The organism is Stenotrophomonas genospecies 3 (assembly GCF_054473855.1).
In genome coordinates, this window is record NZ_JBTMUR010000012.1 from 153847 (window position 1) to 168082 (window position 14236).

17 protein-coding genes are annotated in these 14236 nt (G+C 67.4%); 10 read left to right on the forward strand and 7 right to left on the reverse strand.

The window, feature by feature from the left end:
* Positions 1-98: 98 nt before the first annotated feature.
* Genes ACX9OT_RS16760 through ACX9OT_RS16770 form a run of 3 tightly spaced genes read right to left on the reverse strand, consistent with a single transcriptional unit; the run spans position 99 to position 1471 of the window.
* Positions 99-560 (reverse strand): DUF3106 domain-containing protein, encoded by a 462-nt coding sequence (locus ACX9OT_RS16760; RefSeq protein WP_049399981.1) that lies wholly within the window; start codon positions 558-560, stop codon positions 99-101.
* 3 nt (positions 561-563) lie between these two features.
* Complete coding sequence (locus ACX9OT_RS16765; protein ID WP_032130086.1) at positions 564-890, reverse strand: hypothetical protein; 327 nt, start codon at positions 888-890, stop codon at positions 564-566.
* Positions 887-1471, reverse strand: a complete 585-nt coding sequence (locus tag ACX9OT_RS16770; RefSeq protein WP_459002963.1) for an RNA polymerase sigma factor — start codon at positions 1469-1471, stop codon at positions 887-889. Before ACX9OT_RS16770 ends, ACX9OT_RS16765 begins: the two co-directional genes overlap by 4 nt.
* 98 nt (positions 1472-1569) lie before the next feature.
* On the opposite strand from ACX9OT_RS16770, the gene ACX9OT_RS16775 reads away from it, so the two are divergent.
* Both ACX9OT_RS16775 and ACX9OT_RS16780 read left to right on the forward strand, forming a co-directional pair.
* Positions 1570-1890, forward strand: coding sequence for an NAD(P) transhydrogenase subunit alpha part 2 (locus ACX9OT_RS16775; RefSeq protein WP_005408173.1), 321 nt, complete (start codon positions 1570-1572; stop codon positions 1888-1890).
* Positions 1887-3347: an NAD(P)(+) transhydrogenase (Re/Si-specific) subunit beta gene (locus ACX9OT_RS16780; RefSeq protein WP_459002965.1), complete on the forward strand. Its 1461-nt coding sequence runs from the start codon at positions 1887-1889 to the stop codon at positions 3345-3347. Before ACX9OT_RS16775 ends, ACX9OT_RS16780 begins: the two co-directional genes overlap by 4 nt.
* Positions 3348-3619: 272 nt before the next feature.
* Here ACX9OT_RS16780 and ACX9OT_RS16785 read toward each other — a convergent pair whose 3' ends face one another.
* Positions 3620-4045, reverse strand: a complete 426-nt coding sequence (locus tag ACX9OT_RS16785) for a hypothetical protein (RefSeq protein WP_459002967.1) — start codon at positions 4043-4045, stop codon at positions 3620-3622.
* 122 nt (positions 4046-4167) lie between these two features.
* Between ACX9OT_RS16785 and sufT the strand changes: the two genes are divergently transcribed.
* The 6 genes from sufT to ACX9OT_RS16815 all read left to right on the forward strand — a co-directional run bounded on the left by sufT (position 4168) and on the right by ACX9OT_RS16815 (position 10178).
* Positions 4168-4719, forward strand: coding sequence for a putative Fe-S cluster assembly protein SufT (sufT, locus tag ACX9OT_RS16790; protein ID WP_012479222.1), 552 nt, complete (start codon positions 4168-4170; stop codon positions 4717-4719).
* A gap of 59 nt (positions 4720-4778) precedes the next feature.
* The gene (locus tag ACX9OT_RS16795) at positions 4779-5873 is read left to right on the forward strand and encodes a branched-chain amino acid aminotransferase (RefSeq protein WP_107432199.1); all 1095 of its coding nucleotides are present in this window, start codon (positions 4779-4781) and stop codon (positions 5871-5873) included.
* A 174-nt stretch (positions 5874-6047) separates the two neighbouring features.
* Positions 6048-6704: a hypothetical protein gene (locus ACX9OT_RS16800; RefSeq protein ID WP_049463522.1), complete on the forward strand. Its 657-nt coding sequence runs from the start codon at positions 6048-6050 to the stop codon at positions 6702-6704.
* Positions 6701-7036 carry a transcriptional regulator gene (locus tag ACX9OT_RS16805; protein ID WP_459002970.1) on the forward strand — a complete coding sequence of 112 codons (336 nt, stop codon included), beginning with the start codon at positions 6701-6703 and terminating at the stop codon, positions 7034-7036. The genes ACX9OT_RS16800 and ACX9OT_RS16805 overlap by 4 nt, the downstream gene beginning before the upstream one ends.
* A 1-nt stretch (position 7037) precedes the next feature.
* Positions 7038-8060: a M23 family metallopeptidase gene (locus ACX9OT_RS16810; protein ID WP_459002972.1), complete on the forward strand. Its 1023-nt coding sequence runs from the start codon at positions 7038-7040 to the stop codon at positions 8058-8060.
* Between the two features lie 378 nt (positions 8061-8438).
* Positions 8439-10178: a S8 family peptidase gene (locus ACX9OT_RS16815; protein ID WP_004144921.1), complete on the forward strand. Its 1740-nt coding sequence runs from the start codon at positions 8439-8441 to the stop codon at positions 10176-10178.
* Positions 10179-10298: 120 nt separating this feature from the next.
* On the opposite strand, the gene ACX9OT_RS16820 is transcribed toward ACX9OT_RS16815, so the two are convergent.
* The 3 genes from ACX9OT_RS16820 to wrbA form a co-directional block, all read right to left on the reverse strand.
* Positions 10299-10784 (reverse strand): asparaginase domain-containing protein, encoded by a 486-nt coding sequence (locus tag ACX9OT_RS16820; RefSeq protein ID WP_049463528.1) that lies wholly within the window; start codon positions 10782-10784, stop codon positions 10299-10301.
* A gap of 79 nt (positions 10785-10863) precedes the next feature.
* Complete coding sequence (locus ACX9OT_RS16825; RefSeq protein ID WP_032130425.1) at positions 10864-11199, reverse strand: DUF2069 domain-containing protein; 336 nt, start codon at positions 11197-11199, stop codon at positions 10864-10866.
* Complete coding sequence (wrbA, locus tag ACX9OT_RS16830) at positions 11196-11789, reverse strand: NAD(P)H:quinone oxidoreductase (protein WP_459002975.1); 594 nt, start codon at positions 11787-11789, stop codon at positions 11196-11198. The genes ACX9OT_RS16825 and wrbA overlap by 4 nt, the downstream gene beginning before the upstream one ends.
* A 77-nt stretch (positions 11790-11866) precedes the next feature.
* On the opposite strand from wrbA, the gene ACX9OT_RS16835 reads away from it, so the two are divergent.
* Together ACX9OT_RS16835 and ACX9OT_RS16840 are read left to right on the forward strand one after the other, a co-directional pair.
* The gene (locus ACX9OT_RS16835; protein ID WP_032130426.1) at positions 11867-13141 is read left to right on the forward strand and encodes a YihY family inner membrane protein; all 1275 of its coding nucleotides are present in this window, start codon (positions 11867-11869) and stop codon (positions 13139-13141) included.
* A complete protein-coding gene (locus ACX9OT_RS16840; protein WP_459002977.1) occupies positions 13138-13710 on the forward strand; it encodes a TlpA family protein disulfide reductase in 573 nt (190 codons plus the stop codon). The genes ACX9OT_RS16835 and ACX9OT_RS16840 overlap by 4 nt, the downstream gene beginning before the upstream one ends.
* Positions 13711-14236: the final 526 nt, after the last annotated feature.

Here is a 14236-nt window from a genome sequence, read left to right on the forward strand (position 1 = left end):
CGGTAGCGCCGGTTGCCTTCCCGGTAGATCCACGCCATGCGTGGAGGAACGGCCCAGCGTGCGGACCAGGGTCCGCACCCACCCTGCGGATGCCGGCGTTACCGCGGCTTCGCCGGCGGCGGGTTGTCGCGCACCCAGTCCTTGCGTTGTTCCGGCGTCATCTGCGACCAGCGCTCGCGCAGGGCGTCGCGCTGTTCCGGCGGCATGTTCCGCATCTGACCGAACAGGGCCCGGGCCTGCTCACGCTGTTCCGGGTTCATGTGCTCGAAGCGGCGCAGGCCACGGCGGGCCTTGTCGCGCTCCTCCGGGCTCATCGATTGCCAGCGCTGGCCATGCGAAAGCATGCGCTGGCGCTGGCCGGCATCGGCGCTGTTCCAGCGGTCGCGCAGCGGCGCCAGCAGGGATTCGCGCTGCGCTTCGCTCAGGTGTTCCCACGCCGGCAGCGGTGCGGCCGGCACGGGGCGTGCGGCAGGGGCGGGCGCGGCGCTCTGCGCCAGTGCCGGGAAGGCCGGCAGCAGCAACAGGGTCATCAGCAGGGGCAGGGTGTGCAGTCGGGACATGATTCACTCCATCGCCAGGTCGGTATCGCCCAGCCACAGGTACAGATCGGGATTTTCGTCGTAGAGCGCACTGTTGTCTTCCGCCGAGGCAAGCACAGGTGCCGGCGCAGGGCCCGTCAGGGTGCCGTGGCCGGTGAACTGCAGGCCGATACCCAGTGCCACCACCAGTGAACAGGCACTGGCCAGCCACCAGCGCCAGCGCCCGCGATGGGCGGCCGTGGCGCCGTGGCGAGCCTGGCGCAGCCGGGCCAGCGTTGCCGGCGACAGCGCGTGCAGCGACTGCGCGTGCAGGCTGCGCAGGGTGTCATCGGAAGGCAGGGAGCGGTTCACGGATGGGTCTCCAGATAATCCTGCAGCGCCTGGCGGGCGCGTGCCAGATGGGTTTTTACCGCGCCTTCGCTGCAGCCCATGGCGCGGGCGGTGGTGGCCCCGTCCAGGTCCTGCAGCACGCGCAGGGTGAAGGCCTCGCGCTGGCGGGCGGGCAGGCGGCGCAACGCGTCCACCAGCTGTTGGTACTGCTGGCGCTGTTCGTGCGCCTGTGCCGGGTCCGGGCCGGGGTCGGCCCAGTCGATCTCGCCGCCGTCGGCGTCCTGGTTGTCGCGCCAGAACGGCAGTCGGAAGCGGCGCCGGCGCTGCACGTCGATCACGCGCCGGCGCAGGATGCTCCAGAACAGCGGCGCCCATTCGGCTGCCGGCTTGTCGGCGTAGTCCAGCATGCGCAGCAGCGCGTCCTGCACCGCGTCCATGGCGTCTTCGCGCTGGCGCAGGCCGGCCTCGGCGAAGCGGAACGCGCGCGGGCCAACACTGGCCAGGAACGTCTCCAGCGACGCCGGCAGGGCATCGGTCTCGGCGCTCGGGGGGACGGGGCTGCTCACCAGCACAGGGTACGGTTCCTCGCTCGGGGTCACCATCGACAACGCGTGAGCGCGGCTTCGGTTGACGCCGGGCGCGCACCGGGTTCAGCCCATGGTTATGATGGGACGACGAAGACAGAGCAGGAGCGTTGCCGGTGAGTGACGGGTTCGTAGCGCTGTACATCTTCATGCTGGCAGCCATCGCCGGCCACGTGATCATTTCGCGGGTGCCGGTGATCCTGCATACCCCGCTGATGTCGGGCTCCAACTTCATCCACGGCATCGTGCTGATCGGTGCAATGGTGGTGCTGGGGCACGCGCAGACACCGCTGGAGAAAGCTCTGGGCTTCCTCGCCGTGGTGCTTGGTGCCGGCAACGCCGCCGGTGGCTACGTGGTCACCGCGCGCATGCTGGAAATGTTCAAGCCGAGCGCGCCCAAGGGCGGCAAGGACGAGCCGAAGGAGCCGCAGGCTTGAACATCAGCACCGTCGAACTGCTCGATTGGCTGGTCAAGGCCAGCTACCTCGTCGCCGCCACGCTGTTCCTGCTGGGCCTGCAGCGCATGGCCTCGCCGCTGACCGCGCGCAGCGGCATCCGCTGGGCCGGGCTGGGCATGCTGCTGGCCACGGTGGCGACTTTCTTCCTGCCCGAACTGCATAACGTGCCGCTGATCCTGGTGGCGCTGCTGCTGGGCGCGGGCCTGGCCTGGTGGTCGGCCGGCAAGGTTGCCATCACCGACATGCCGCAGATGGTGGCGCTGTACAACGGCATGGGCGGCGGCTCGGCCGCGGCCATCGGTGCAGTGGAACTGCTGCGCTACGCGTTCCTCGCCAACCGTGATACCAGCCACTGGAGTGCGCAGGCGTTGGCCGACCTGGCCGCGCGCCAGCCGTCGGGCATGGTGCTGCTGCTGGCGGTGGTCGGCGCGGCCATCGGTGCGGTGTCGCTGTCCGGCTCGGTGATTGCCTGGGCCAAGCTCGATGGCCGCCTGGACAAGCGCGTGACCTGGCCGGGCCAGCAGGTGATGAACCTGGTGGTGGCACTGGCGGTGGTGGTGCTGGCGATCATCGCGGCCAGCACGCTCAACACCTGGGCGATCGTCGCCTTCTTCGTGCTGGCGCTGGCACTGGGCGTGCTGATGACGTTGCCGATCGGTGGCGCCGACATGCCGGTGGTGATCTCGCTGTACAACGCGTTCACCGGCCTGGCGGTGTCGTTCGAAGGCTATGTGCTGGGCAACGAGGCGCTGATCATCGCCGGCATGATGGTCGGCGCGGCGGGCATCCTGCTGACCCGGCTGATGGCCAAGGCGATGAACCGGCCGATCCGCAACGTGCTGTTCTCCAACTTCGGCGGCGGTGTCGGCGGGGAAGCGCAGGCGATCACTGGCGCGCAGAAGCCGATTGAAGCGTCGGACGTCGCGGCGATGATGGCCTACGCCGAACGCGTGGTGATCGTGCCCGGTTATGGCATGGCGGTGGCGCAGGCCCAGCACAAGATCTGGGAGCTGGCGCAGCGGTTGGGCCAGCGCGGGGTGAAGGTGAAGTTCGCGATCCACCCGGTGGCTGGGCGCATGCCTGGGCACATGAACGTGCTGCTGGCCGAAGCGGGTGTGCCCTACGACCTGATCGCCGACATGGACGACATCAACCCGGAATTTGCCAACACCGATGTGGTGCTGGTGATCGGGGCCAACGACGTGGTCAATCCGGTCGCGCGTACCGACCCGGCCAGCCCGATCTACGGCATGCCGGTGCTGGATGTGGTCAACGCGCGCAACGTGGTGGTGATCAAGCGCGGCAAGGGCACCGGTTTTGCCGGCATCGAGAATGCGCTGTTCTACGCCGACAACACCCGCATGCTGTACGGCGATGGTGCGGAAGCGGCGGCCTCGCTGGTGAGCGAACTGAAGGCGCTCGACGGCGGGCATTGAGCGGCGGCTGCATCGGGTAGGTGCGGACCTTGGTCCGCATGCATTTGCCGGCCAGCGGCCGGCACTACCCCCATCCACGCATGGCGGCTGCGCCCGGCACTACCGAATCCATGCGTGGTGGTTGCATCTGGTAGGTGCGGACCTTGGTCCGCACGCTTCTGCCGGCCAGCGGCCGGCACTACCGAATCCATGCGTGGTGGTTGCATCGGGTAGGTGCGGACCTTGGTCCGCACGCTTCTGCCGGCCAGCGGCCGGCACTACCTGCCGGTGGGTCAGCGCGCCAGCCAGGCGCCCACGGCCAGGCCCAGGGCCAGCCACAGCCATTCCATCGCGCCATTGGCGAGGGTGATCAGGGTCCAGGCCAGGTGCGGGCCCATCCGCAGCGTGGCGTCCCACAGGTCCAGCCCGATCGAGCCGCCCATCCACGCGCTGGCGATGGCCCAGTTGGCCACGGCCGCCACCAGCACGGTGCCCAGCACGACCAGGGCGATGCGCAGCCGGCCCGGGCCCAGCGTGCCCATGCGCAGCATGAACACCAGTTCCAGGGCGGTCAGTACCGCCATCCAGCCGACCTGCCGGCCGGTCATCAGCGCCAGCATCATCCAGGCGAGGGGAGCAACAAGCAGACCCAGCAACAGCATGATGGGCCAGAGCCAGGTCACGGTCCTGGCACGCGCGGCATTGGCATTGGAGGACATCGAAGCTCCCTGAAGATCACCCACAGGATACTGTGGTTTGCCGCAGTGCACCGGCGGCGGCAGGGCGGCTGGGCTAGAATGCCGTCTTGCGTGGCCTTGGCCACGGCCCCATATCGGTCCCCATGTATTCCCGTAGCAGCGAACCTGTCCACTTCGAACGCGATTGCGAGGCCGTGATGGTCCCGCAGGGCGACACCGTGACCCTGCCCGCCGGCAGCTATGGGTACATCACCCAGGCGCTGGGCGGCAGTTATTCGGTGTTCGTCGAGGGCAACCTGTTCCGCATCGCCGGCAAGGACGGCGACGCCATCGGCAAGGAGGCACCGGCACCGCTGGAACTGCCGGCCGACGCCACTGATGAACAGGTGGAACAGCTGGTGTGGCAGCAGCTGCGCACCTGCTTCGACCCCGAAATTCCGGTGAACATCGTCGAACTGGGCCTGGTCTACGAGGTCGAGATCAAGCACCTGGACGAAGGCCAGCGCGAGATCGACGTGAAGATGACCCTGACCGCACCGGGCTGTGGGATGGGCGACATTCTGGTCGACGACGTGCGCAGCAAGCTTGAAATGATCCCGACGGTGGCCGAGGCCGACGTCGACCTGGTGTTCGACCCGCCGTGGAACCAGCACATGATGTCCGAGGCGGCCCGGCTCGAGACCGGCATGCTTTGACCCAGGGCCCGCAGTGACGCGGGCCCGGCACTACCCGCAACCAGAACAGGAATCCTCCGGTGTCCCAGTCCATCCCCAGCTTCGCCGTCACCCGTTCGGACCACCCGCGCAGCGCTGAAGAGCGCGCCAAGATCCTGGAGAAGCCGGGCTTCGGCCTGCACTTCACCGATCACATGGTGGAAGTGCGCTGGGACAAGGATGCCGGCTGGCACAACGCCAACGTGCGTGCCTACGGCCCGTTGCAGCTGGATCCGGCTGCGGCCGTGCTGCACTACGGCCAGGAAATCTTCGAGGGCATCAAGGCCTACCGCCATGCCGACGGTTCGATTTGGACCTTCCGCCCGGATGCCAACGGCCGTCGCCTGCAGCGTTCGGCGCAGCGCCTGGCGCTGCCGGAACTGCCGGTGGAGATCTTCGTCGAATCGCTGAAGCAGCTGATCGCCGTCGACAGCGCCTGGGTGCCGTCGGCCGATGAGTCGAGCCTGTACTTCCGTCCGTTCATGATCGGCGACGAAGCTTTCCTCGGCGTGCGCGGCGCGCACAAGGCCGGCTACTACGTGATCGCCAGCCCGGCCGGCCCGTACTTCGCCAAGGGCGTCGCCCCGGTGTCGATCTGGCTGTCGACCGAGTACGCACGTGCGGCCAAGGGTGGCACCGGTGCCGCAAAGTGCGGTGGCAACTACGCCGCCTCGCTGCTGCCGCAGCAGAAGGCACAGGCACAGGGCTGCTCGCAGGTGCTGTTCCTCGACCCGGTCGAAGGCAAGTACCTGGAAGAACTGGGTGGCATGAACGTGTTCCTGGTCTACAAGGACGGCACGCTGGTTACCCCGCAGCTGTCCGGCAGCATCCTCGAAGGCATCACCCGCGAGAGCATCCTGCAGCTGGCCCGCGACCGCGGCATGAAGGTCGAAGAGCGCAAGGTCACCATCGATGAGTGGAAGCAGGGTGTGACCTCGGGCGAGATCGCCGAAGTGTTCGCCTGCGGTACCGCTGCGGTGGTCACCCCGATCGGCCAGCTGAAGGGCGAAGGCTTCTCGGTGGGCGACATCAACGCACCGGCTGGCGAAGTGACCATGTCGCTGCGCAAGGAACTGACCGACATCCAGTACGGCCGCCTGCCGGACCGCCACAACTGGCTGGTCAAGCTGGGCTGATCGCCCGCGTTGAACCGGTAGCGCCGGGCGATGCCCGGCGGCGCTTCTTGAAAGCCCGTCCCAGTGACGGGCTTTCTGCGTTGTGGGCCCGCCCGTCGACCGCAGCAGGCGGGCGCTTGACGCAAATAGGTTTGCACTGCAAACTAAATTCAAGCGACCCCGATGGAGCGTGTCATGCAGCAGCCGTCCGTCATTGATCCTTCCTCGCGCCTGCAGGCGCTGACCCGTGAATATTCGCGGTACTCGCGAAGTGCCGGGGGCCTGTCGGCGATGGCAGGCGGCATTGCCTGCCTGGCCTCGTTCCTTGCCGGCGCGCTGCTTCCGACCACCCTGGCGCTGCGCATCGTGCTGATTGCCGTGCCGGTGCTGTGGATCGTCGGCAAGCAATGGCTGGCACGCCGTTACTACCAGCGGCTGGGCCAGGTCGAGGAGCAGGTCACGCCGGTCGAGCGCAATTTCCAGCGCTTCTTCATTGCCTTCACCGCGCTGGTAAGCGTGCTGGTGATCGGCAGCGTGCTGACCCGGCTGGCGCCGATGGGCGAGCTGCCCTGGGACCTGCGCGCCATCGGTTACCTGGCCGTGGTAGCGCTGCTGCCTTGGGTGGTGTGGCGCTGGCTGCGTACACCGCTGGAGTTCATCGTGGGCGTGTTCCTGTTGTGCCAGGCCGCGCTGGCCTTCACCGGGCAGACGTATGGCTTCGGCCCGAGCACGGCGGTGTTTCCGCTGGCATCCATCGCACTGATCGTGGTCGGCTGGCGTGACCACCAGCGCTTCCACCGGCTGCAGGTAGAGATGCGCGCGTTCATGGCGGCGCGGACGAACGCCGAATGACCCAGCTGCCTGACTCCAGAGCGCTGCTCCAGCTCGACCGCTTGATCCACGAGCCGGCACGCCTGCTGATCCTGTCGATCCTGGCAGGTGCCGAATCCGCCGGCTTCGGTTTTGTCGAACATCTCAGCGGGTTGAGCAAGGGCAACCTGTCCAGCCATCTGAGCAAGCTGGAGGCTGCTGGACTGGTCGCCATCGACAAGTCGTTCCGCGGCAAGCGCCCGCTGACCACCCTGCAGTTGACGCCGATGGGCCGCACTGCCCTGGCCGAGTACCGCACACAGCTGGCGGCGATCGTTGCCGGCATTCCCGATCCGGATCGAAAGGACGCCTGACATGACATTGCTCCCGCGCCTGTTTGCAGTTCTGGTTGTTTCCTTCTCTGCCCTCATCGGCGTGGCTGCGGCTGCAGATCCGCGCCAACAGGGAGCTGCGCTGACCACGCAGTTCTACGAAGGGCACATCGACGCACTGTGGGAACGGATGACGCCGCAGATGCAGGCGGGGCTGCAGTCCCCGCAGAACCTGGTGGCGCTGCGCGAGCAGGTGCTGGCGGGCTGGGGCGCAGAAACCGAGCTGGTCAGTGAGAAGGTCGAGAAGGTTGATGGATTCGACACCTATCTGCGGCAGGCGCGCTTCGCCAGGAGCCCGGACCTGATCCAGGTGCTGTGGGCCATCGATGCCGACGGGCGGATTGGCGGCTTCTACATCCGCCCGCTACAGACCACGCCGCCGCAGGCCGCAGCGAGCGGGTTCCTCGACTACCAGACCCGCACACGGCTGCAACTGCCGTTCGACGATGAGTACTTCGTGTTCTGGGGCGGGCGCAGTGTCGAACAGAACTACCATGCGGCCCATGCCGGCCAGCGCTTCGCGCTGGATCTGCTGGTGGTCCGCGATGGCCGCTCGCACCGTGGCGATGGCCTGCGCAACGATGATTACTACTGCTTCGGTCGCCCGATCCTCGCGCCCGCCGACGGCACGGTGGTGGAGGTGATCGAGGGTGTCGCCGACAACGTGCCGGGCCAGATGAATGCCGCCCAGCTCACCGGCAACCGTGTCATCCTCGACCACGGCAACGAGGAATACTCGGTGCTGGCGCACCTGCGCCAAGGCAGTGTGCGTGTGGCGCAGGGACAGGCTGTCCGCAGCGGCGCGCACCTCGGTGACTGTGGCAACAGCGGCAACTCCTCCGAGCCGCACCTGCACTACCAGCTGCAGGCCGGGCCCGTGTTCGGTGTCGGCGAAGCGCTCCCGGCACAGTTCTCCGGTTATGTGGCCGATGACCAGCCAGTTGCACGCGGCGAGCCGGTCAAAGGTCAGCGGATCCGGCCGGCGCGCCTCCCGCAGGCAAAGTAGTCAGCGCGACCGACGCGATGGGCAGGCACGCCGCGGGCACGCTGCGCCGTCGTTGGTGTCGGCAGTGGACGCCGATGTCGGCAAAGTCATCGCAGGACACGTGATGACCCAGTCAGGTGCGTGCAGGGCAGGAGAAAGTTCCTTCACCTTCACAAACCCTCGACCCGAAAAGTCTCAGAACGAACATTTCATCTTGCTGAAAAGACGCTGAAAATCTTGTGGTGTCCGGTTTTGGTCATTAGCGTCATCTGCACGGCGGATCGTTAGGGGGATCCGCTGGCTCGCCGGACTTCGAACCTCGCCAACGCAAGCCAGCCCAGGGTTCGGGCCGGTGCTTCTGCCGATTCCGGCATTCACACCACAAGAAAGGGAAATACGATGTCCCAGGTAACGCAACCGCGTGTGCGTCGAGTGTGGGTGGTCCTTGGTGCGTCCGTTCTGTCATCGCTGCTGCTGGCCACGCCTGCGCTGGCCGGTGATGTCCAGCTCAGCGGCCTGCAGTCCGCACAGACCCACCAGCGTTTCATCGTGAAGTACCGCGACGGCAGCGCGCCGGTGGCCAACACCACCGCACTGGCCTCTTCGCTGAAGAGCGCCGCCGCCGGCCTGGCCAGCAGCCAGGGCCGCGCGCTGGGCCTGCAGCAGGTCCGCAAGCTGGCCGTCGGCCCGACCCTGGTCAAGACCGATCGTCCGCTCGACCAGGCCGAATCCGAGCAGCTGATGCGCAAGCTGGCCGCCGACCCGAACGTGGAATACGTTGAAGTCGACCAGATCATGCGCGCCACGCTGACCCCGAACGACACCCGCTTCAGCGAGCAATGGGGCTTCGGCACCTCCAATGCCGGCATCAACATCCGGCCGGCCTGGGACAAGGCCACCGGCACCGGTGTGGTCGTGGCGGTGATCGACACCGGCATCACCAATCACGCCGACCTCAATGCCAACATCCTGCCGGGCTACGACTTCATCAGTGATGCGGCGATGGCGCGCGACGGCAACGGCCGCGACAACAACCCGAACGATGAGGGCGACTGGTACGGCGACAACGAGTGCCAGGCGGGCTACCCGGGTTCGAACTCCAGCTGGCACGGCACCCACGTGGCCGGCACGGTAGCGGCGGTGACCAACAACAGCACCGGCGTGGCAGGTACTGCGTTCAACGCCAAGGTCGTGCCGGTGCGCGTGCTCGGCAAGTGCGGCGGTTACACCTCCGACATTGCCGACGCGATCGTGTGGGCGTCCGGCGGCAGCGTCAGCGGCGTGCCGGCCAATGCCAATCCGGCCGAGGTCATCAACCTCTCGCTGGGCGGCGGCGGCAGCTGCTCGACCACCTACCAGAACGCGATCAATGGCGCTGTCGGGCGTGGCACCACCGTGGTGGTCGCCGCCGGCAACAGCAACACCAACGTGTCCTCGTCGGTGCCGGCCAACTGCCCGAACGTGATCGCAGTGGCGGCCACCACCTCGGCCGGTGCACGTGCCAGCTTCTCCAACTATGGCAACGGCATCGATATCTCGGCACCGGGCCAGGGCATCCTGTCCACCCTCAACAGCGGCACCACCACCCCGGGCAGCGCCAGCTACGCTTCGTACAACGGCACCTCGATGGCAGCACCGCACGTGGCCGGCGTGGTCGCGCTGATGCAGTCCGTAGCCCCGAGCCCGCTGAGCCCGGCGCAGGTGGAGAGCATCATCAAGAGCACCGCACGTCCGCTGCCGGGCGCCTGCTCGGGCGGCTGCGGCGCAGGCATCATCGACGCCGACGCGGCCGTGGCTGCGGCGATCAACGGTGGCGGCCCGAACCCGGGTGGCAACGTGCTGCAGAACAACGTTCCGGTGACCGGCCTGGGCGCTGCCAGCGGCGCTTCGCTGAGTTACACCGTGAACGTTCCGGCCGGCAGCACCCAGCTGCGCGTGGCGATCAGTGGCGGCAGCGGTGATGCCGACCTGTACGTGCGCCAGGGCAGTGCCCCGACCGATACCGCCTACACCTGCCGCCCGTACCTGAGCGGCAACAGCGAGACCTGCACCATCAACAGTCCGGCTGCCGGCACGTGGTATGTGCGGGTGAAGGCCTACAGCACCTTCTCGGGCCTGACTCTCAACGCCCAGTACTGAGCCCAAGCCCCTCTCCATGGGCACGCCCCGGCTCCGGCCGGGGCGTTTTTGCATGGGGACGCGCGGTGATGCGAGCCGCCGCGTCGTGGTAGGTGCCGACCTTGGTCGGCACGCTGTTCCTCAGACCGATTCGAAGCGGTTCGCGGCGACGTTCTTGCGCACGTGCTGCGGGTCGAAAATCCGCCCGTTCATCGCGATGTACACGCCGCTCGGCAGCGACTGCACCGCACCGATCGCGCAGCCGATGTTGAACTCCGCATCCGAGCCGCGGAAACGCGCCGGGCTCAGCGCGCCGGTCATCACGATGGTCTTGTCCGCGATCGTCGCCAGCACCTTGCCGGTCTGCACCATCGAATCGGTGCCGTGGGTCACCAGCACGTGGCGGGTCGGCTGTGCGGCGATGGTGGCGCGGATCAGTTCGCGGTCCTCATCGTTGATGTGCAGCGAATCCTTGCGCAGGATCGGAATCACGTTGAAGCGGAACGTCACGCCCAGCTCGCGCAGGATCATGCCGATCTGGGGGTCGCCGATCTGGTAGTCCGACTTGTCGTCGAAGTAGATCTTGTCGATCGTGCCACCGGTGGTGACGACCAGGAGCTCTTCCATCATGTGCATGCGCGAAACCAGGACAGGTACAGCGGCGCGGGGCCAGGAACACAGATGATACGGCCCGGCGGCCGCAGCGTCAGCGTCGCTTGCCGAAGCGGGCGCGCAGCCCGGGGAGGCTGGCGCTGAAGATCACCAGCAGGGCCAGCGCGATCTCGATCAGCGCCAGCCAGCGTGTTTCCGGGTGGCTCCAGGCACTCATCACCCCGTGGCTGAACCAGCCCAGGGCCAGCACCGAGGCCCAGAAACCGGCCTTGCGCCAGCCCAGTCGCAGGGCAACGGCCAACGCCAGCGGCGGCGCGGTGAACACCAGCTGGGTGGCCAGCCAGTGTTTGTCATTGATGAACCAGCCGGCGAACAGCGCGGCCAGCCCCATCAGGGCCAGCAGCAGGACCGTGCGCGGCGCCGCGCTCATCGGGCCAACCGCTGTGCGATGTCGGCCACCCGGCGGCCCAGCGCGCGCGCCAGCACGGCTTCATCGTCGGTCGGCTGCGGGTCGTCGGCTGCACCGGCCACATGGCTGGCGCCATACGGCGTGCCGCCACTGGTGGTGTGGCTCAGCGCCGTCTCGGTGAACGGGATGCCGACGATCACGCAGCCATGGTGCAGCAGCGGCACCTGCATCGACAGCAGGGTCGATTCCTGGCCGCCATGCATCGAGGCGGTGGAGGTGAACACGGCGGCCGGCTTGCCGGAGAGGGTGCCGTTGACCCATTCGGCGCCCAGCCCGTCCAGGAAGTGCTTGACCGGCGCCGCCATGTTGCCGAAGCGGGTCGGGCTGCCGAGCAGCAGACCCTGGCATTCGACCAGGTCCTGCACGCTCACGTAGGGGGCACCATCGTCGGGGACCGGCGGCTGTGCGGTCTGGGTCACGGCGGCCACCGGCGGCACTGTGCGCAGGCGCGCGGTCATGCCCGGCACTTCGCCGATGCCCCGCGCGATCTGGCGCGCCAGCCGTGCCACTGAACCGCCCCGGCTGTAGTACAGCACCAGAATCTCGCCCATCGTGCCCGCTTCTCCTCGTCGTGTGGCCACCAGTATGGCTATCCTGCGAGCATTCCGCATCGGGTACCCTTTCGCCGATGGAACCTTTGGATACGCTCAACCTGTGGATGGAGCGCGCGCGGGATCGCGCACGGGCCATCAGTTTCGGCCGCTTCCTGTGGCATCGCTTCCTCGACGACCGCCTGTTCCAGGCGGCGGCGGCGCTCGCGTACACCACGGTGTTCGCGCTGGTGCCGCTGGCCATCGTGGTGTTCGGCGTGCTCTCGGCCTTCCCTGTCTTCGACCGCTGGAGCGACCAGCTCAGCGATTACGTCTTCTCCAACTTCGTGCCCAACGCCGCGCGTGCGGCCGAAGGCTACCTGCGGCAGTTCTCGGCCAGTGCCGGGCAGCTCACGGCTGCCGGCTTCATCGCACTGGTGGTCTCGTTGCTGATCACCCTCAACAGCGTTGAAGAGACCTTCAACCAGATCTGGCGGGTCGGCTCGACCCGGCCCAAGCTGACCCGCTTCCTGGTCTACTGGACCGTGCTGACCCTGGGCGCAATGCTCGCTGCCGCTTCGCTGGCGGTGTCGGCGCGGGTGTTCGCGATGCCACTGTTCGGCACCCAGGAGGGCCGCTGGCTGGCCGAGTTCGCGCTGCGGCTGGCGCCGATCCTGATCGAGTTCGTCTGCATCACGCTGATGTTCCGGGTGGTGCCGCACCACACCGTGAAATGGCGGCACGCGGTGCCCGGCGCGATTCTCGCGGCGGTCATCCTGGAACTGGTGAAATGGGGCATCGGCGCCTACCTGGGCAGCTTCCAGTCCTACCAGAAGCTCTACGGCACGGTCGCCTTCGTGCCGATCCTGCTGCTGTGGATCTACCTGTGCTGGGTGGCGGTGCTGCTGGGCGCGTCGCTGTCCTCGTCGATGGCCGCCTTCCGCTACCAGCCGGTGGAACTGCGCCTGCCGCAGGGCTACGAGTTCTATGGCCTGCTGCGCCTGCTCGGCCGCTTCCACCATGCCCGAGCCAAGGGCAAGGGCCTGGCCGATGATGAAATCCTGCGGCTGGAGCCGATGCTGACCGATTCGCTGCTGCAGGACCTGGCCTGCAACCTGCAGGAGATCGGCCTGCTGCGCCGCGATGAACGTGGCGAATGGCTGCTCTCGCGCGACCTGGACCAGGTCAGCTTGGCCGATCTGTACGAATGTACCCAGTTGCGCATTCCGGTAGCCGAGCAGCATCTGCCATACCGCGACGACACACTGGGCCGTGCTGCGCTGGCGGCACTGGACGATCTGCGGCTGCCCCTGCGCGAACGCCTCAAGCGCAAGGTCAGCGATATCTACACCGATTCCGGAGACATGCCATGACCCGCAAGACCCCGTTGCTGCTGCTTCCGCTGGCCCTGCTGCTGGCGCTGTCGGCCTGCAAGCCGGCGCAGGAGCCGACCCCCGCCAGCAGCCAACCGCCGGCGCAGGCACCGACGCCGACCGCACCGGCGCCGGTCGAGGAAACCCCGGCCGAGCGCACCACCGCCGAGTTCCCGACGCTGAAGATGAAGGCGGTGGATGGCAGCGACTACGACCTGGCCGCGCACCGCGGCAAGTGGGTGGTGGTGAACTTCTGGGCGACCTGGTGTGCGCCCTGCCGCAAGGAGATGCCGGAGTTGTCGGCGCTGCATGCGATGCGCAGCAACATCGAAGTGGTCGGCCTGGCCTACGAGGACATCGAAGTGCCGGAGATGCAGTCGTTCCTGACCAAGCATCCGGTGACCTATCCGATCGTGATCGTGGACCCGTTCGATCGGCCGGCCGATTTCGCCACTCCGCGCGGCCTGCCGCTGACGCACCTGCTGGATCCACAGGGCAAGCTGGCGCACACCTTCCTCGGCCCGGTGACGGCCGCCGACATCGAAAAGCAGATCGCTGCTGCCAAGTAATGGGGTCGGGCGGCAGGGCCTGCGGCCCTGCACCCGCGGTAGTGCCGGCCGCTGGCCGGCAACCCCAGCAACAGCAAAAGCAACAGCCCAAGCGGGGTTTCCTGTGGGTAGGCGGGGTGGGTCCGGTGGCGGGGGGGGGCGCTGCAAGTACGTCCATGTAGCTCGGTCGCCGCATCCATGCGGCTCACGCCCCCGCCACCGGACCCACCCCGCCTTCGACAGTTCTCCGCGATCTGTCGGAATGCATGGCCTGCTCTTGGTGGGTGTCGACCTTGGTCGACACGTAGATCCACGCCATGCGTGGATGCTCTTCGTTCAATTGTCGAAATAATCGATTTCAATGGAGATTCATCCACGCATGGCGTGGATCTACCTCCGTCACCGGAAATCCGTCGGGGATGGGGCGGTGTGGGTTGGCAGGACCGTTGGCGCCATGGATGGCGCCATCGAGCCCCCATGGTGAAGTGACCCCCGAGACTTGGACGGGGTCAGGCGGCCGATTGGGCCTGCTCCCGGTACTTTACCG